The following is a 17,779-nucleotide window of genomic DNA, read 5'->3' as shown; positions in this document are numbered from 1 at the left end:
GCGGGTTTCGGGAGTCGCCGGTGAGCGCCTTTCGCCCCGGCATTCTGCCCAGTGTAGTGGTGGCGCTGTTGCTGCCGCTGCTGGTGACGCTGGGTTTCTGGCAGCTGGCCAGGGCCGAGGAGAAGCGCGCCCTGCTGGCCAGCCACGAAACCCGGCAGAACGCGGCGCCGATCAGCCTGACCGAACTTGAGCAACAGCGCGATCCGGCGCACACCCGCATCCGCCTGCAAGGGCAGTTCGACGAGCGTCACAGCCTGCTACTCGACAACCGTCAGCGCAACGGCCAGGTCGGCGTCGAGTTGCTGCAACCCTTCTATGACCAACCCAGTGGCCTGTGGCTGCTGGTCAACCGCGGCTGGCTGCCCTGGCCGGACCGGCGTACCCCGCCGCAATTCACCACCCCACAACAACCACTGGAACTGGTGGCGCAGGTCTATGTGCCGCCGGGCGCCAGCTTCCAGTTGCAGGGCGATGTGCCAGACAAGCGCTGGCCCCGGCTGATCACCCTGGTCGAGCCACAGCGCCTGTGGCAGCAACTGGGTCGTGGCGGTCTGGCTTATGAAGTGCGGCTCGAACCGGGCCCGGCCGCCTACCTGGCCGAGTGGCCGGTGGTGGCCATGAGCCCAGACAAGCACACCGGCTACGCCGTGCAGTGGTTCGCCCTGGCGGCGGCCCTGTGTGGCCTTTACCTCTATTTCGGATGGCGCAATGCGCGGGAGCAGCACGATGAGCACAACCATGAATCCCCCCAACAGCATTCCTGAGGTCGCCGTGCCGCGCCTGCGCGGACGCCTGCAGCTGATCCTGCTGCTGCTGGTGGCGATCGGCCCGATGGTCCTCGCCACCGCCATGTACCAGTGGCGCTTCTGGGTGCCGGATGCGCGCAACTATCACGGCGAGCTGATCGGCAACGGTCAGAACCTGGCCGATCTTGGGGTTAGCGGCGCCACCCAGGCACGCTGGCAGATCCTGGTCACCGCGCCGCAGCAGTGCGCCGAGGATTGCCGTCAGCTGGTCTACACCGCCCGGCAGATCCAGATCGGCCTCAATCGCGACGCCGCCCGCGCCAGCCATGGCCTGGCCGTCAGCAGCCCGTTGCCGGCCGACTACGACGCCCAGCTGCAGCGCGAATACCCACAGCTGGGGCGTTATGACCTGGCGCTACCGGCCTATGAGAAGACCGCCAAAGGTGCCAGCGGGGCGCAGCTGTGGCTGGTCGATCCGCATGGCAACCTGGTGCTGCGCTACGACGCCACGACCAAGGGCAAGGCCATCCTCAATGATCTGCGGCTGCTCCTTAAACTGTCGCAAATAGGCTAAAGCCCACGCCATGCCCGTATAACAACAAGAACGAGGCCCCTGGATGACTGAACGCACAACTCGCCCCGGCTACCGTCTGGCCCTGTTCGCCACCCTGTTGGCGGTGGTGGTGATCCTGCTCGGCGCCTATACCCGGTTGACCCATGCCGGCCTGGGTTGCCCGGACTGGCCCGGCTGCTACGGTTTTATCGGCGTGCCGCAGAGCGAGGCGCAGCTGGCCCATGCCGAGGCGCGCTTCCCCGAGGCGCCGGTGGAAGCGCAGAAAGGCTGGAACGAGATGGTCCATCGCTACTTCGCCGGCAGTCTCGGCCTGGTCATCCTCGGTCTGGCGCTGCAAGCCCTGCGTCGGCGCGACGAGCCGGGCCAACCGCTCAAACTGCCGCTGTTGCTGCTCGGCGTGGTGATCGCCCAGGCTGCCTTCGGCATGTGGACCGTAACCCTCAAGCTTTGGCCGCAGGTGGTTACCGCGCACCTGCTGGGCGGTTTCACCACGCTTTCGCTGCTGTTCCTCCTCACTCTGCGCCTGTCGGGTGCGCTGCCGGTGTTGGCGCAGATTTCCCGGCGCTTGCGTGTGCTGGCGGGCGTGGCGCTGGTCCTGGTCATCGGGCAGATCGCTCTGGGTGGCTGGGTCAGCTCCAACTACGCGGCAGTGGCCTGTGTCGACCTGCCCGCCTGCCATGGCGAATGGCTGCCGGCGATGGACTTCGCCAACGGCTTCCACCTGACCCAGCACATCGGCCCCAACTACCTCGGTGGCCAGCTCGACAGTGATGCGCGCACCGCCATCCACATGAGCCACCGTATCGGCGCCATGCTGGTCACGCTGGTGCTGCTGGTGCTGGCCTGGCGTCTGCGCGCCGCCGGTCAGGGTCGCCTGGCCGCCTTGTTGCTGCTGGCCCTGGCCGCCCAGATCAGCCTGGGCATCAGCAATGTGCTGCTGCACCTGCCGCTGGTCGTGGCGGTGGCGCACAACGGCGGCGGCGCAGCCCTGCTGCTGGTGCTGGTACTGATCAATTACCGCCTGCGTAGCGTTGCCGTAGCCGCGAGTTCCGCTCGCGAATCCTCGGTCATCCCGGCTGCCGCCGGTCTGGCCCAGGTCAGCAAATAACGATAAGGAGAGACCCCCATGGCTACTCTGCTGCAAACCCGCCAGGAGCACGCCAGCTGGCGCGACTACCTGGAGCTGACCAAGCCGCGCGTGGTGCTGCTGATGCTGATCACATCCTTGGTCGGTATGTTCCTCGCCACCCGTGCCGGGGTGGCCTGGCAGGTGCTGGTGTTCGGCAACCTCGGCATCGGTCTGTGTGCCGGTGCGGCGGCGGCGGTCAACCATGTGGTCGACCGGCGCATCGACTCGATCATGGCGCGCACGCACAAACGTCCGGTCACCGCCGGGCGCCTGTCGCCGGTGGCGGCGCTGGGCTTTGCCCTGCTGCTGGCGGTGGCGGGCATGGCCCTGCTGCTGACCTTCACCAACGAGCTGGCCGCCTGGCTGACCCTGGCCTCGTTGCTCGGCTACGCGGTGCTCTACACCGGCTTTCTCAAGCGCGCCACGCCGCAGAACATTGTCATCGGCGGCCTGGCCGGCGCCGCGCCGCCGCTGCTTGGCTGGGTCGCGGTCACCGGGCATATCAGCGCCGAGCCGCTGCTGCTGGTGCTGATCATCTTCGCCTGGACGCCGCCGCACTTCTGGGCCCTGGCCATCCACCGCAAGGAGGAATACGCCAAGGCCGACATCCCCATGCTGCCGGTGACCCATGGCGAGCACTACACCAAGGTGCACATCCTGCTGTACACCGCGGTGATGATCGCCGTGACCCTGCTGCCCTATGCCATCCACATGAGCGGGCTGCTCTATCTCGCCTGTGCCGTGCTGCTCGGCGGGCGCTTTATGTTCTGGGCTGTGGTGCTGTACCGTGACAGCCGACCGCACGCGGCGATCAACACCTTCAAGTACAGTATCTGGTACCTGTTCCTGCTGTTTATCGCCCTCCTCGCCGACCACTACCTGTTGCTGAATCTATGACCCGAACGCAGAAAACCCTGTTTGTCCTCGTCGCCGCTGTTGCCCTGGTGCTCGGCCTTACCGTCAACAAGGTGCTCAACAGCAAGGGCGACGGCACCGACAAGGTGGCCCTGCTCGACGCCGGCATCGTCCTGCTGCCGCAGAGCCGCAGCCTGCCGGGCCTGGCGCTGACCAACCAGGATGGCCAGGCGCAGGCCGTGGACCAGCTCAAGGGCCAGTGGAGCCTGCTGTTCTTCGGCTACACCTTCTGCCCGGATATCTGCCCGGCCACCCTGGCCCAGCTGCGCCAGCTCAAGGGCATGCTGCCGGCCGAGACCCAGGCCCAGCTGCGCGTGGTGCTGGTGACGGTTGACCCGCAGCGCGACAACCCCGAACAGCTGAAGAAATACCTGGGCTTCTTCGACCCGGCCTTCATGGGCCTGACCGGTGCCCAGGAGGATCTGCAGAAGCTGGCCGGCGCGGTGAGCATTCCCTATATCCCAGCCGACACGAGCAAGGAAAACTACACCGTCGATCACAGCGGCAACCTGGTGATCATCGGCCCGGATGGCACCCAGCGCGGCTTTATCCGCGCGCCGCTGAACAACGACAAGCTGGCAGCGCAGTTGCCGGGCCTGCTCGGCGCGAAATAGCCTTAGCCCGGATGCAATCCGGGACACAGGCGCTCCTTTCCCGGATTGCATCCGGGCTACGAAAACCCAAGCAAGAAAAAGCCCGCTCATTGAGCGGGCTTTTTGTTGGGCGGTTTCGGGACTAGACAGGTACCAGGCGATCAGAACGCCGGCACTACCGCGCCTTTATATTTGTCGTTGATGAAGGCTTTGACTTCAGCGCTGTGCAGCGCCTTGGCCAGCTTCTGCAGGGCCGCGTCGTTCTTGCCGGCTTCACGCACCACCAGGATGTTGACGTAAGGCGAGTCGCTGCCTTCGATCACCAGGGCGTCCTTGGTCGGGTTGAGGCCGGCTTCCAGGGCGTAGTTGGTGTTGATCAGCGCCAGGTCGACCTGGGCCAGCACGCGCGGCAGGGTGGCCGCTTCCAGCTCACGCACCTTGATCGCCTTGGGGTTCTCGGCGATGTCCTTGACGGTGGCGGTGATGCCGGCGCCGTCTTTCAGCTTGATCACACCGGCCTTTTGCAGCAGCAGCAGGGCACGGCCGCCGTTGGTGGCGTCGTTGGGGATCACCACCTGAGCGCCTTGCGGCAGCTCGGCGAGGGTCTTGATCTTGCTCGAGTAGGCACCGAAGGGTTCGACGTGCACGCCGGCGATGCTCACCAGCTGGGTGCCGCGCGAGGCGTTGAACTCATCCAGGTACGGCTGGTGCTGGAAGAAGTTGGCGTCCAGGCGCTCTTCGGCCACCTGCACGTTGGGCTGCACGTAGTCGGTGAAGACTTTCACCTGCAGGTCGACGCCGTCCTTGGCCAGGGCCGGTTTGACGAATTCGAGGATCTCGGCGTGCGGCACGGCGGTGGCGGCGACGCGCAGGGTGTCGGCGGCCTGGGCAGCAGCGCTGGTCAGGGCGGCCGCGGCGGCCAGGGCAGTCAGCAGTTTTTTCATGGTTCAGCTCCTTGTGGGATATGGGCGCGGGGTCCCGTGGGTAACGGGTCGCCCGCTGTTCTATGGGGTAAGGCGAATTCAGTCAGCTATTTGCGCGAGCTTTTTATTTCCTAGAAAAATGCACCACCAGCTTGTCGCCGACGGTCTGCAGCACCTGCACCAGCACCAGCAGGAGGATCACGGTCACCGCCATCACGTCCGGCTGGTAGCGCTGGTAGCCGTAGCGCACGGCCAGGTCGCCGAGGCCGCCGCCGCCGATCAGGCCGCTCATGGCGGTGTAGGAGACCAGGGTGATGGCGGTCACGGTGGCCGCGGCGATCAGCCCCGGCAGCGCTTCCGGCAGCAGGGCGCGGAAGATGATCTGCAGGGTGGTCGCGCCCATGGCCTGGGTCGCCTCGATGATGCCGCGATCGACTTCGCGCAGGGCGGTTTCCACCAGGCGGGCGAAGAACGGCGTGGCGCCGACCACCAGCGGCGGGATGGCGCCGGCGACGCCCAGCGAGGTGCCGGTGATCAGCACGGTCAGCGGGATCATCAGGATCAGCAGGATCACGAACGGCACCGAGCGCAGCACGTTGACCAGCAGCGACAACACGGCGTACAGCGCGCGCTGCTCGAACATCTGCCGCGGCCCGGTGAGGAACAGCAGCACGCCCAGCGGCAGGCCGAGCAGCACGGTGAACAGCAGCGAGCCGCCGAGCATGTTGAGGGTGTCGAGGCTGGCGTAGCCGATCTCCTGCCAGTCGACATTGGGCAGCCAGCTGGCCAGCAGGGACTCGATCATCGCAGCACCTCCAGGTGCACGTCGGCGGCCTGGAAGCGCGCCAGCGCGGCGTCGATGTCGCCGCCGGTGAGGGCCAGGGTCAGCTGGCCGTAGGGGCTGTCCTTGATGCGGTCGATGCGCCCGGCGAGGATGCTGTAGTCCACCCCGGTCTCGCGTGCCACGGTGCCCAGCAGCGGCGCATAGGTGGCCTCGCCCTGGAAGGTCAGCCGGAGGATGCGGCCCTGCACATGGGCGAAGTCGTCGCGCTGCTCGTCCTCGTCGATGTGCTCGTCTTCCTGGACGAAGCGCTTGGTGGTGGCGTGCTGCGGATGCAGGAACACCTGAGCCACCGGGCCCTGTTCGACGATCTGCCCGCCGTCCATCACCGCCACCTGGTCGCAGACGCGGCGGATCACGTCCATCTCGTGGGTGATCAGCACGATGGTCAGGCCCAGCTCGCGGTTGATCTCGGCCAGCAGTTGCAGCACCGAGGCGGTGGTTTGCGGGTCGAGGGCGCTGGTGGCCTCGTCGCACAGCAGGATCTTCGGCCGGGTGGCCAGGGCGCGGGCGATGCCGACGCGTTGCTTCTGCCCGCCGGAGAGTTGCGCCGGGTACTTGTTGGCGTGCTCACTCAAGCCGACGCGGGCCAGCAGCTCGGCCACGCGCTGGGCGATCTCGTCGCGGCTCAGCTCGCCGGCCAGCTGCAGGGGCATGGCGACGTTGGCGGCGACGGTCTTCGATGACAGCAGGTTGAAATGCTGGAAGATCATCCCGACCTGGCGGCGGAAGCGGCGCAGGCCATTGGCGTCGAGGGCGGTGATGTCCTCGCCGGCGACCGTGATGCGCCCGCCGGAAGGTTCTTCCAGGCGATTGATCAGGCGCAGCAGGGTGCTTTTGCCGGCGCCGGAGTGGCCGATCAGGCCGAACACCTGGCCGGCCTCGATGCGCAGGTCGGTGGGCTGCAGGGCGGGCACGGCGCGCCCGGCGACCCGGTAGGTCTTGTTGACGTGGTGGAACTCGATCACGGAGCGAACCTTGTGGGTACGTGGGAGTGACTGCCGCAATCCGATGGGCGCGGCGACTCCTTCTAGCCTAGGCGGTTAGCCGAAAGCCGCGCATTTTAGCCGGTTTGTTTATGCGTTCTTAGTCTTTATTGGCCTGAATGGATTGCGTTGAAGCATAAGAACAAAACGGCCGCCAAGTTGGCGGCCGTAGTCAGGATGTAATCCGCGCTACAGGTTGTAGCGGAGCTCGCGAGCTAGAGCGAGACAAGGCGGGAATGGCCGAGGGCGCGGAGTTTACGAGCTGTAAATGAGCAGTACTCGTTGCACTCGCCCTTCGGGCCGCGCTGAAGCGCGTTAGTCGCAAGCGACTTTCCGAGGCCATTTGACCAACCTGCGGCTGTTACTTCGTTTCAACGCAGTATCGCCGACGCGCAGCAGCTCCGAGAGGTCAGCTGTTGCTCTGCGGGCTGAGCACCAGCCGCGGCTCCTGATCCGGCTTGAGCACCGGCGAGAACTGCGGGGTGAAACCGGGTTCGAGCTTCTTGATCCGTGCCGAGAGCAGCGCGGCGACGAAGGGGTAGTCCTTGGCCTCGCGCACTTGCAGGCGTACCGCGCAGTCGAAGGCGACCACGTCGGCGGCCACGGCGTCGAGCAGGGTGCGCAGGCCGTCGCGGTCATTGGCGTCGAGCATCGGCATGGCAACGCTGCTGCTGGCGGCGGCCGGGTCGATCAGGCGCGCGCGCGGGGCGGCAGCCACGGCGGGCTTGGCGGGTTCGACCTTGGTGACTGTCGGTGCCGGTGCTGGCTCGGCAGCGGCCTGCTGGGTACGGGCCTCACGCTCGGCGGCGGCCTTTTCCTCGGCCAACTGCTGCTGGCGAGCGCGCGCGGCCTCCTTCTTGGCGATGATCGCCTCGGCCTCCTGCAGGCGTCGTTCGACGTCCTCGCGGCGCTCGGCGGAGTCCTCGGCTACGGCCACGGCAACTGCCGGTTTGGCTGCGACCTTGGCGATCTTGGAGGGCTCGGCTTTCGGCTTGGCCGCGGCGACCGGCGCCGGCTTGGCACCGCCCTGCGCAGCGCTGGCGGTCAGGCTGGCCTGGTATTCCTGGCGCAGCGCCGGAGACGCGGCACTCAGATGGCGCTCGCCCTGGCTCAGGGTCGCATTGGCCGCGGCGGTATCGCCGGCCTGCAACTGCTGGCGCCCCTGTCGCAGGTAGGCGTTGGCCAGCTCGCGCTGGTACTGGTCGATGCGCACGTCGTTGCTGGCGGTGCGCGGGCGCAGGGCATCCAGCCCGGATTCGGCCGCCTGCAGCTCGCCGCGAGTGATCTGCGCGGAGACCTGGCTGAAGTCCTTCACCAGTTCGTCCACGGTCCAGTATTCGGCACGGGCCTCGCCCAGCAGCAGGCCGAGGCCGAGCGCGGCGAGATAGCGATACGTTCCACTGTTCATTATGTGACCCGTTGGTTTTGTGGCGTTTTGGTCTGAGCAAAAAACGCCCAATACTAGCGGGCTCGGCGCGGCAGCACAAAGCTCAACAAAAAGAAGCCTGCGGCAGACACCACGATCGACGGTCCGGCCGGTGTGTCCTGGTACCAGGAAAGGCTCAAGCCCGCGCCTACCGCCAGCATGCCGAGCAAACTGGCACCGATCGCCATCTGTTCTGGCGTACGTGCATGGCGCTGGGCCGCGGCGGCCGGAATGATCAGCAGCGAGGTGATCAGCAGCACGCCGACTATCTTCATCGCCACGGCGATCACCACCGCTATCAGCAGCATCAGGGCCAGGCGCAGGGCCGCCACCGGCAAACCTTCGACCCGCGCCAGTTCTTCATGCACGGTGATCGCCAGCAGCTGGCGCCACAGCGGCAGCAGCAGGGCCAGGACCAGGACGGCGCCGCCGATGATCCAGGCCAGGTCGCTGGGGCCGACGGCCAGCAGGTCACCGAACAGGTAGGCCATCAGGTCGATGCGCACCTCGTCCATAAAACTCAGCACCACCAGGCCCAGCGACAGGGTGGTTGGCGCGAGGATGCCCAACAGGGTGTCCGAGGCCAGCGGCTGGCGCTGCTGCAGGGTCACCAGCAGCACGGCCAGCAGCAGGCAGCCGGCGGTCACCGCCAGGGTCGGGCTGACATCCAGCAGCAGGCCGAGGGCCACGCCGAGCAGCGCGGCGTGCGACAGGGTGTCGCCGAAATAGGCCATGCGCCGCCAGACCACGAAGGAACCCAGCGGGCCGGCGACCAGCGCCAGGGCCAGGCCGGCGAGCAGGGCGTTGAGGAGAAAATCGGGCATCAATGTTTGCAACCTGGGCCGTGGACATGGGCCGGGCCGTGGATGGTCAGACCGGGCTGATCGACCACCGCGCCGTGCAGATCGTGGCTGTGGTCGTGGTGGTGGTGATAGATGGCCAGGCTCTTGGCGTCCTGGCCGAACATCTCGACGAATACCGGGTCGTTGCTGACCTGTTCCGGGTGGCCGGAACAGCACACGTGGCGATTCAGGCAGACCACCTGGTCGGTGGTGCTCATCACCAGGTGCAAGTCGTGGGAGACCATCAGCACGCCGCAGCCGTGGCGGTCGCGCAGCTGGGTGATCAGGCGGTACAGCTCGGCCTGGCCGGCCACATCGACGCCCTGTACCGGTTCGTCGAGCACCAGCAGCTGCGGCTCGCGCAGCAGGGCGCGGGCCAGCAGCACGCGCTGCAGTTCGCCGCCGGAGATGCCCTGCAGCGGGCTGTCGATCACCTGCTCCGCACCGACCTCGACCAGCGCTGCCTGCGCGGCGGCGCGGTCGACGCCCGGCACCAGACGCAGAAAGCGCAGCACCGAGAGCGGCAGGGTCGGGTCGACGTGCAGTTTTTGCGGCATGTAGCCGATGCGCAGGCGTGCCTTGCGTTGCACCCGGCCGCTGTCGGGCTTGAGCAGGCCGAGCACGGCGCGCACCAAGGTGGTCTTGCCGGCGCCGTTGGGGCCGATCAGGGTGACGATCTCGCCGGTGCGCACGGTCAGCTGCACATCCTGCAGCACGCGCTGCCCGGCGAAGCCGACGCCGACGCCGTCGAGCTGGACCAGTACCTCGCTCATGCCGCCTCCCGGCAACTGGCGCACAGGCCGACGATTTCCACGGTCTGGCTTTCCACCACGAAACCCACCTCTTTGGCGCCGGCGACAATCGCCTGGCTGATGCTCGGCAGCTCCAGCTCGATGGCAGTGTGGCAATTGCGGCAGATGAGGAACTGGCCCTGGTGCGCATGCTCCGGACGCACGCAGCCGATAAAGGCGTTGAGCGATGCGATGCGATGCACCAGGCCGTTCTCCTGGAGGAAATCCAGCGCCCGATAGACGGTCGGTGGTGCGGCGCGCCGGCCGTCGGTCTCGCTCAGCACACCGAGGATGTCGTAGGCGCCCAGCGGCTTGTGGCTCTGCCAGACCAGCTCCAGCACGCGCTTGCGCAGGGCGGTCAGGCGCACGCCCTGCTTGGCGCAGAGCGCATCGGCCTCGGCCAGGGCGCTGCTGACACAGTGCGAATGGTCGTGTGGCAGGCAGGCCAGGGGCGTGTTGGCAATATGCGGTTTGAACATGACGAGGACGTCCGGGTGAAGAGACGTTATTCTATAACTCTTTGCCCGCCGAGTCTTGCCGTCGTGTCGCGTCTTTCCGCTGTTGTCCTGCTGTGCCTGTTTTCCCTCTCCGCCCGCGCCGAAGTGCAGCTGCTGACCAGCATCAAGCCGTTGCAGCTGATCGCCGCCGCGGTGCAGGAGGGTGTCGGCACGCCAACCGTGCTGCTGCCGCCGGGTGCCTCGCCGCATCGTTTCGCCCTGCGTCCGTCGGATGTGCGGCGGGTGCAGAGCGTGACCCTGCTGTACTGGATCGGCCCGGACATGGAGAGCTTCCTGCCGCGCGTACTGCAGGCGCGCAGTCTGCCGAGCGTGGCGCTGCAGGGCTTGCCCGGCCTGCAGCTGCGCCACTTTTCCAAGCCAGAGAGCGACGAGCACGGCCACGATGAGCATGGCCACGACGAGCACGACCACGATCACCGCCCCGGCACCCTGGACGCCCACCTCTGGCTGCTGCCGCACAACGCCAAGGTGATAGCAGCGAAGATGGCTGCCGACCTGGCTCAGGCCGATCCGGCGAATGCCGCCCGTTACCAGAGCAACCTGACCGCCTTCGAAGCGCGCCTGGATGCTCTCGACCAACGCCTGCATGCGCGTCTGGGCAAGGTGGCCGACAAGCCCTACTTCGTCTTCCACGAGGCTTACGATTACTTCGAGGCCGCCTATGGCCTCAAGCACGCCGGCGTATTCAGCGTGGCCGCCGAGGTGCAGCCGGGGGCGCGGCACGTGGCGGCGATGCGTGAGCGCCTGCAGGCGGCCGGGCCGAGCTGCGTGTTCAGCGAGCCGCCGCTGCGCCCGCGCCTGGCGCAAACCCTGAGCGCCGGCCTGCCGGTCAAACTGGCGGAAATGGATGCCCTGGGCGCCTCGGCGCAGAGCTACGAGCAGTTGCTGGAAGACTTGGCCAGCGAGCTGGCCGGCTGCCTGGAAAGCCTGTAGCCGCCGAAGCGTTACCCGGTGCAGGGAGCGTCGGCTGCGCAGGCCTGGCATCCATTCCGTAGCCCGGACTTCAGTCCGGGAATGGAGGCGCCAGCTGGCCCCGGACTGAAGTCCGGGCTACCTGGTGGTCGCGGCTCAGAGAGCGAAGGGCAGCGCCAGGTTGACCTGCTGGCGCTGCGCCAGGCGGCGCTGGAACTCGCTGGGGTCCTTGACCAGCACATCACGACCCTGGAAGCGCCGCGCGGCGATCAACCGGGACAGCCAGAAGCGCAGGCAGGCGATGCGCAGCATGGCCGGCCACAGCTCGGCTTCGCTGCGGGTGAATGGCCGTAGCGCGGCGTAGGCGCCGAGCAGGGCGCGGGCGCGCGGCAGGTCGAGGCTGTCGTCGGCCTGCGAGCACCAGTCGTTGAGGGTGATCGCCAGGTCGTAGAGCATCGGCCCCGCGCAGGCGTTGTAGAAGTCGATCACCCCGGCCAGCTGGTTGCCGTCGAACAGCGCGTTGTCGCGGAACAGGTCGGCGTGCAGGTTGGCGCGCGGTAGGGCGAGGATGCGCGCCTTCAGTTCGGCCACTTCGTGCAGGCTGTCGCGCAGCAACGGCACCTGCTCGTCGTGCAGCTCCAGGGCCAGCATTGGGCCTTCTTCGAGCATCCAGTCGAGGCCGCGGTCGCTGCGCCGTTCTAGGATATTGTCGCGGGTGGCCAGGTGCAGGCGCGCCAGCCAGCTGCCGATCTCTGCGCAGTGGTGGGCGTTGGGCTGGCTGATGTGCTTGCCGGCCAGGCGCGGTTGCAGGATCGCCGGTTTTTCCGCCAGTTCGCCGAGGGCTTCGCCGTTTTGCATCGGCACCGCGTAGGGCACCGGCAGGCCGGCCTGGTGCAGGCGTTCGAGCAGGTCGATGAAGAACGGCATGTCGGCCCGTGGGCCGCGCTCGACCAGGGTCAGCACATATTCACCAGCTTCCAGGCTGACGAAGAAGTTGCTGTTCTCGGTGCCGGCGCTGATGCCCTGGAAGTCCTTCAGCCGCCCCAGCCCGTAGGGCTCGAGAAAGGCTTCCAGTTCGTGGCGTTCCAGGGGGGTGAAGACCGACATGGCATGCGCGTCCGTTTGTCAGGGGGCAGGTGGTTGGCCGGCTGCCCGGTGGTTTACCACTTAAAGATTTCCCAGGCGGGAATCAGCATGTCCGGCTGGTCGGAGCGGATGAAGTTGCCTTCGCTGCCGTCGGCACGCACCAGGAAGTAGGGCTTGCCGCCTTTCGGGGTGACCTTGATGGCATAGAGGAAACCGTTCTGCCGGTATTCGGTGATGGTCTTGTCGCCATCCTGGCGGATGGTTACATCCGGATCGGCGCTCGGCGCATCGTCGGCGGCTAGCGCATACAGCGGGCTGATGGCTAGCAGGCCGGTGAGAATCAGGCGGTTGAATACGCGCATGGTAACCTTGTCCCTTTGTCGTCAATGGTCGGTTCAGTTTAACCCCGGCCCTCAGGAAAAGGTTGATCCTGCGCATGTCTAACGCCCCTCTGGTTCTGGTCGACGGTTCTTCTTATCTATACCGCGCCTTCCATGCCCTGCCGCCGCTGGCCACTTCCAAGGGCCTGCAGACCGGCGCGGTGAAGGGCGTGTTGAACATGCTCAAGAGCCTGCGCAAGCAATACCCGCATAGCCCCTTCGCGGTGGTCTTCGACGCCAAGGGCGGGACCTTCCGCGATGCCATGTTCGCCGAGTACAAGGCCAACCGCCCGCCGATGCCGGAGGAGCTGCGTGGCCAGGTCGAGCCGCTGCATGCCAGCGTGCGCGCCCTCGGTTATCCGCTGCTGTGCGTCGAAGGCGTCGAGGCTGACGACGTGATTGGCACCCTGGCCCGGCAGACCGCCGCGCTGGGCCGCGACGTGGTGATCTCCACCGGCGACAAGGACATGGCGCAGCTGGTCTGCCCGCACGTTACTCTGGTCAACACCATGACCGGAAGCGTCTACGACGTGGATGGCGTGAAAGAGAAGTTCGGTGTCGGTCCTGAGCTGATCATCGACTACCTGGCGCTGATGGGCGACAAGGTCGACAACATTCCCGGCGTGCCGGGCGTTGGCGAGAAGACCGCGCTGGGCCTGCTGGTCGGCATCGGCGGTGGCCTCGATGTGCTCTACGCCAACCTCGACAAGGTGCCGGAGCTGCCGATCCGCGGCGCCAAGACCCTGCCGGCCAAGCTCGCCGAACACAAGGACATGGCCTACCTGTCCTACCAGCTGGCGACCATCAAGCTGGATGTCGAGCTGGAGGTCGGCGTCGATGACCTGCATCCGGGCGAGCCGGATCGCGCGGCGCTGACCACGCTCTATACCGAGCTGGAATTCAGGAGCTGGCTGGATGAGCTGCAGCGCGAGCAGGCGCGCAGCAAACCGGCGGCCAAGGTAGCGGCCAAGCCAGTCGTGAGCAGCGGCGGGCTGTTCGATGAGCCCGAGCCGGCCGCCGCTGAAGTCGAGGAGCAACAGCAGGAGCAGCCGGCCGCCAGCGACACGCGCTACGAAACCGTGCTGGAGCAGGCCCGGTTCGATGCCTGGCTGCAGAAGCTGGAGCAGGCCGAGCTGATCGCTTTCGATACCGAAACCACCAGCCTCGACCCGCAGCAGGCCCAAGTGGTCGGCGTGTCCTTCGCCGTCGAGGCCGGCGAGGCGGCCTATGTGCCGCTGGCCCACTCCTACATGGGCGTGCCGGCGCAGCTGGATCGCGACGCGGTGCTGCGCGCACTCAAGCCGCTGCTCGAAGACCCGGCCAAGGCCAAGGTCGGCCAGCACGCCAAGTACGACATGAGCGTACTGGCCAACGCCTCGACGCCGATCATGGTGCAGGGCGTGGCCTTCGACACCATGCTCGAATCCTATGTGCTCGGCTCGACGGCGACCCGTCACGACATGGACAGCCTGGCGCTGAAGTACCTTGATCACAGCACCATCCGCTTCGAGGACATCGCCGGCAAAGGTGCCAAGCAGCTTACCTTCGACCAGATCGCCCTGGAGCAGGCCGGCCCCTACGCGGCGGAAGATGCCGACGTGACCCTGCGCCTACACCAGACGCTGTGGGCCAAATTGCAGGAAACCCCGACCCTGGCCAAGGTGCTGCGCGAGATCGAGATGCCGCTGGTGCCGGTGCTGGCGCGTATCGAACGCCAGGGCGCGTTGGTCGACGCCAAGCTGCTTGGCCAGCACAGCGTCGAACTGGGCGAGCGCCTGGTCGAGCTGGAGCGCCAGGCCTTCGCCATCGCCGGCGAGGAGTTCAACCTGGGTTCGCCCAAGCAGCTCGGCGCGATTCTCTACGAGAAACTTGGCCTGCCGATCATCAGCAAAACTGCCACCGGCCAGGCCTCCACCGCCGAGGCGGTGCTCGCCGAGCTGGCCGAGCAGGACTACGAACTGCCCAAGGTGCTGATGCAGTACCGCTCCCTGAGCAAGCTGAAGAGCACCTACACCGACCGCCTGCCGGAGCAGATCAACCCGCGCACCGGGCGCATCCACACCAGCTACCACCAGGCCGTCACCGCTACCGGGCGCTTGTCCTCGACCGACCCGAACCTGCAGAACATCCCGATCCGCACCGCCGAGGGCCGGCGCATCCGCCAGGCGTTTATCGCGCCCAAGGGCTACAAGCTGCTGGCGGCGGACTACTCGCAGATCGAGCTGCGCATCATGGCCCACCTGGCCCAGGACGAAGGCCTGCTGGATGCCTTCCGCCACGGCCGCGATGTGCACAAGGCGACCGCCGCCGAAGTGTTCGGCGTGGCCCTCGACGAAGTGACCAACGACCAGCGCCGCAGTGCCAAGGCGATCAACTTCGGCCTGATCTATGGCATGAGCGCCTTCGGCCTGGCCAAGCAGATCGGTTGTGACCGCAAGCAGGCGCAGGCTTACATCGACGTGTATTTCGCCCGCTATCCCGGGGTGCTGGCCTACATGGAGCGCACCCGCGAGCAGGCCTCGCAGCAGGGTTATGTCGAGACCCTGTTCGGCCGCCGTCTGTACCTGCCGGATATCCATGCGAAGAACCCGTCGCTGCGCAAGGGCGCCGAACGCACCGCGATCAACGCGCCGATGCAGGGCACCGCGGCGGACATCATGAAACGGGCGATGGTCGCCGTGGACAGCTGGCTGGGCACCTGTGGCCTGGATGCCAAGGTGATCCTGCAGGTACACGACGAACTGGTGCTGGAGGTGCGCGAAGAGCAGATCGAGGCGCTCAAGGCTGGCCTGCTGCCGTTGATGAGCGGTGCCGCCGAGCTGGATGTGCCGCTGCTGGTCGAGGCTGGGGTGGGTGACAACTGGGACGAAGCACACTGATTGCCTGGTCAGGGGCTGCGGCATGGAGTCGCAGCTCGCCAGATTTTTAGTTCGTTTCAGTCTTTCAAATCATTGCTTATCGCAATGCGATTTAAAAAATCGCTGAACTATCCACTTCCGACACCGGTCAGAGATTACGAATGGCATCAGCCCTTCGATGCTCCTATGTGTGTTCTAGTGTTGGCAGATCTCTGAACCCCGCCCTAGCGGTTCAGAATTGAGCCCCGGACTTCTCCCTCCCCATACGAAGCCCGGGGCTTTTTTTATCTGCAGCATCCTTGGCAGAGACGCTTCTGGCCGGTACTTACTCGGCCGACGCTTGATCGTCTTCGGCTTCCTCGAGCAGCCCCATCCAGCCAGCCAGCACGGCCTGCGCTTCCTCGACGCCTTGGCGCTTGGGTGCCGAGAACAGCTGGATGCTGGCGTCTGTGCCCCAGCCCTTGTGGATATCCTGACGCACCTTGAGCAGGGCGTTCTTGGCGGCGCCGAAGGTCAGCTTGTCGGCCTTGGTCAGCAGAATGTGCAGCGGCATGTGGCTGGCCTTTGACCAGTCGAGCATCATGCGGTCGAACTCGGTCAGCGGATGGCGGATATCCATCATCAGGATCAGCCCGACCAGGCTCTCGCGGCTGCTCAGGTAGGCTTCCAGGTGGCGCTGCCAGTGCTGCTTGAGCGGGATTGGCACCTTGGCATAGCCATAACCGGGCAGGTCGACCAGGCGGCGTTCTTCGTCCAGGGTGAAGAAGTTGAGCAGCTGAGTGCGGCCCGGTGTCTTCGAGGTGCGCGCCAGGTTGGCATGGGTCAGGGTGTTCAGCGCACTCGACTTGCCGGCGTTGGAGCGCCCGGCGAAGGCCACTTCATAGCCTTCGTCTGGCGGGCACTGGTCGACCTTGGCCGCACTGATCATGAACGTAGCCTGTTGGCACAGACCGATGATGGGATTCTTGGGTTGCATGGGAGGTTCCGGTTGGGGCGGGCGCCGCGTGAGGCGCGGCATGGTGTCGCTTCCGTTTCAGCGACGCCAGTATATAATGCCGCAGATTTTGTGTGCGCTTTGTCCCGTCCGTTGTTCCGGGAACGAACAAATCAGCTGCGCGATAGAACGCAGATCGTTCCCAACCTGATGAGGTTGGCCCATGAAAAAAGTATTGATCGCAGTAGCTGCACTTTGCGCCCTGTCCGCTAATGTACAGGCTGCACAGGATGCCGAGGCGGTATACGCCAAGGCGTGCGCGGCCTGCCACGATGGACAATTGCCAACGGCGCCCAAGCGTGGCGACAAGGCAGCCTGGGAGCCACGTCTGGCCAAGGGCATGGACGCGCTGGTAGCCAGCGTGACCAATGGTTTGACTGCCATGCCACCGCGTGGTTTGTGCATGGACTGCACTGCAGAGGACTACCAGGCCGTCATCAAGGTGATGAGCGAGTAATCCCGCAGAAACTCTTTTACCTCTAGCCGTTATTGGATTAGCTGATGAACAAAGTACTCGTGACTCTGCTGTTGAGCCTGGGCCTCTCCTCCGCAGCATATGCTGCTGGTGGCGCCGCGCTGGTTGGCGATGCCGAAGCCGGCAAGACGAAAACCGCCGTGTGTGGCGCGTGCCACGGGGCTGACGGCAACAGCGCCGCCCCGAACTTCCCGAAACTGGCTGGCCAGGGCGAGAAGTACCTGCTCAAGCAGCTGCAGGATGTGAAGTCCGGCAAGCGCCAGGTCGTCGAAATGACCGGTCTGCTGACCAACCTCAGTGATCAGGACTTGGCCGACATCGCGGCCTACTACGCCAGCCAGAGCATGAGTGTCGGCGCTGCCGATCCGGCGCTGGTTGCCCGTGGTGCCGAACTGTTCCGCGGCGGCAAGCTGGAAGAAGGCATGCCAGCCTGCACCGGTTGCCACTCGCCAGACGGCGCGGGTAATGCAACCGCCGGCTTCCCCAAGCTGGGTGGCCAGCATGGCGCCTACGTGGCCAAGCAGCTGACCGACTTCCGCGAAGGCAACCGCACCAACGATGGCGATACGCTGATCATGCGGGCCATCGCTGCCAAGCTGAGCAACAAGGATATCGCTGCGGTATCCAGCTACATCCAGGGCCTGCACTAAGCTCGGATGAACGCTCGCAAAAAGGGTGGCTACGGCCGCCCTTTTTTATGGGCGCCGCCGCTACAATGCCGGAACCCGCAGCCGGGCCGCCGGTCCAACCCAGGCCCGCCCCGAGCGGCACCCATTTGCCAAGGAGTCAT

19 protein-coding genes are annotated in these 17,779 nt (G+C 66.0%); 9 read left to right on the top strand and 10 right to left on the bottom strand.

The features are described from left to right. The first annotated feature begins 20 nt into the window (after positions 1–20). The 5 genes from LRS11_RS05040 to LRS11_RS05020 are packed head-to-tail and all read left to right on the top strand — an operon-like array spanning position 21 to position 3,978. Complete coding sequence (locus tag LRS11_RS05040; RefSeq protein WP_260495813.1) at positions 21–764, top strand: SURF1 family protein; 744 nt, start codon at positions 21–23, stop codon at positions 762–764. Beyond that, positions 727–1,320 carry a hypothetical protein gene (locus LRS11_RS05035; protein WP_409519779.1) on the top strand — a complete coding sequence of 198 codons (594 nt, stop codon included), beginning with the start codon at positions 727–729 and terminating at the stop codon, positions 1,318–1,320. The genes LRS11_RS05040 and LRS11_RS05035 overlap by 38 nt, the downstream gene beginning before the upstream one ends. 43 nt (positions 1,321–1,363) lie before the next feature. Then, positions 1,364–2,428, top strand: a complete 1,065-nt coding sequence (locus LRS11_RS05030) for a COX15/CtaA family protein (RefSeq protein WP_260495811.1) — start codon at positions 1,364–1,366, stop codon at positions 2,426–2,428. 18 nt (positions 2,429–2,446) lie between these two features. Further along, positions 2,447–3,346 (top strand): heme o synthase, encoded by a 900-nt coding sequence (cyoE, locus tag LRS11_RS05025; protein WP_173210656.1) that lies wholly within the window; start codon positions 2,447–2,449, stop codon positions 3,344–3,346. After that, positions 3,343–3,978 (top strand): SCO family protein, encoded by a 636-nt coding sequence (locus LRS11_RS05020; protein ID WP_260495810.1) that lies wholly within the window; start codon positions 3,343–3,345, stop codon positions 3,976–3,978. Before cyoE ends, LRS11_RS05020 begins: the two co-directional genes overlap by 4 nt. Before the next feature lie 140 nt (positions 3,979–4,118). Here LRS11_RS05020 and LRS11_RS05015 read toward each other — a convergent pair whose 3' ends face one another. From LRS11_RS05015 to zur, 7 genes are all read right to left on the bottom strand, one after another. Next, entirely contained in the window at positions 4,119–4,901 is a 783-nt protein-coding gene (locus tag LRS11_RS05015) for a MetQ/NlpA family ABC transporter substrate-binding protein (RefSeq protein WP_260495809.1), read from the bottom strand. A 103-nt stretch (positions 4,902–5,004) separates the two neighbouring features. Continuing rightward, positions 5,005–5,685: a methionine ABC transporter permease gene (locus LRS11_RS05010; RefSeq protein ID WP_260495808.1), complete on the bottom strand. Its 681-nt coding sequence runs from the start codon at positions 5,683–5,685 to the stop codon at positions 5,005–5,007. Further along, positions 5,682–6,689, bottom strand: coding sequence for a methionine ABC transporter ATP-binding protein (locus LRS11_RS05005; RefSeq protein WP_260495807.1), 1,008 nt, complete (start codon positions 6,687–6,689; stop codon positions 5,682–5,684). The genes LRS11_RS05010 and LRS11_RS05005 overlap by 4 nt, the downstream gene beginning before the upstream one ends. Before the next feature lie 427 nt (positions 6,690–7,116). Beyond that, positions 7,117–8,115 carry a hypothetical protein gene (locus tag LRS11_RS05000; protein WP_260495806.1) on the bottom strand — a complete coding sequence of 333 codons (999 nt, stop codon included), beginning with the start codon at positions 8,113–8,115 and terminating at the stop codon, positions 7,117–7,119. Positions 8,116–8,168: 53 nt separating this feature from the next. After that, on the bottom strand, positions 8,169–8,957 hold the full coding sequence (gene znuB, locus LRS11_RS04995; RefSeq protein WP_260495805.1) for a zinc ABC transporter permease subunit ZnuB: 789 nt from the start codon (positions 8,955–8,957) through the stop codon (positions 8,169–8,171). Next, positions 8,957–9,748 (bottom strand): zinc ABC transporter ATP-binding protein ZnuC, encoded by a 792-nt coding sequence (znuC, locus tag LRS11_RS04990; RefSeq protein ID WP_260495804.1) that lies wholly within the window; start codon positions 9,746–9,748, stop codon positions 8,957–8,959. The genes znuB and znuC overlap by 1 nt, the downstream gene beginning before the upstream one ends. Continuing rightward, the gene (gene zur, locus LRS11_RS04985) at positions 9,745–10,245 is read right to left on the bottom strand and encodes a zinc uptake transcriptional repressor Zur (RefSeq protein WP_260495803.1); all 501 of its coding nucleotides are present in this window, start codon (positions 10,243–10,245) and stop codon (positions 9,745–9,747) included. The genes znuC and zur overlap by 4 nt, the downstream gene beginning before the upstream one ends. 63 nt (positions 10,246–10,308) lie before the next feature. On the opposite strand from zur, the gene LRS11_RS04980 reads away from it, so the two are divergent. Beyond that, complete coding sequence (locus LRS11_RS04980) at positions 10,309–11,217, top strand: zinc ABC transporter substrate-binding protein (RefSeq protein ID WP_260495802.1); 909 nt, start codon at positions 10,309–10,311, stop codon at positions 11,215–11,217. 135 nt (positions 11,218–11,352) lie between these two features. Here the strand turns inward: LRS11_RS04980 and LRS11_RS04975 are convergent, their stop codons facing one another. Continuing rightward, complete coding sequence (locus LRS11_RS04975) at positions 11,353–12,303, bottom strand: homoserine kinase (protein ID WP_260495801.1); 951 nt, start codon at positions 12,301–12,303, stop codon at positions 11,353–11,355. Positions 12,304–12,356: 53 nt separating this feature from the next. Next, positions 12,357–12,644 carry a DUF2782 domain-containing protein gene (locus LRS11_RS04970; RefSeq protein WP_260495800.1) on the bottom strand — a complete coding sequence of 96 codons (288 nt, stop codon included), beginning with the start codon at positions 12,642–12,644 and terminating at the stop codon, positions 12,357–12,359. A gap of 74 nt (positions 12,645–12,718) precedes the next feature. Here LRS11_RS04970 and polA point away from each other — a divergent pair, with 74 nt between their 5' ends. Next, a complete protein-coding gene (gene polA / locus LRS11_RS04965; protein ID WP_260495799.1) occupies positions 12,719–15,541 on the top strand; it encodes a DNA polymerase I in 2,823 nt (940 codons plus the stop codon). A gap of 304 nt (positions 15,542–15,845) precedes the next feature. Here polA and yihA read toward each other — a convergent pair whose 3' ends face one another. After that, complete coding sequence (gene yihA, locus LRS11_RS04960; protein ID WP_260495798.1) at positions 15,846–16,496, bottom strand: ribosome biogenesis GTP-binding protein YihA/YsxC; 651 nt, start codon at positions 16,494–16,496, stop codon at positions 15,846–15,848. Between the two features lie 181 nt (positions 16,497–16,677). On the opposite strand from yihA, the gene LRS11_RS04955 reads away from it, so the two are divergent. Further along, a complete protein-coding gene (locus LRS11_RS04955; protein ID WP_260495797.1) occupies positions 16,678–16,971 on the top strand; it encodes a c-type cytochrome in 294 nt (97 codons plus the stop codon). A 44-nt stretch (positions 16,972–17,015) separates the two neighbouring features. Further along, positions 17,016–17,639 carry a c-type cytochrome gene (locus tag LRS11_RS04950; protein ID WP_260495796.1) on the top strand — a complete coding sequence of 208 codons (624 nt, stop codon included), beginning with the start codon at positions 17,016–17,018 and terminating at the stop codon, positions 17,637–17,639. Positions 17,640–17,779: the final 140 nt, after the last annotated feature.

Source organism: Pseudomonas sp. J452, assembly GCF_024666525.1.
Lineage (GTDB): Bacteria > Pseudomonadota > Gammaproteobacteria > Pseudomonadales > Pseudomonadaceae > Aquipseudomonas.
This window is presented reverse-complemented; position numbering and strand designations above follow the sequence as displayed.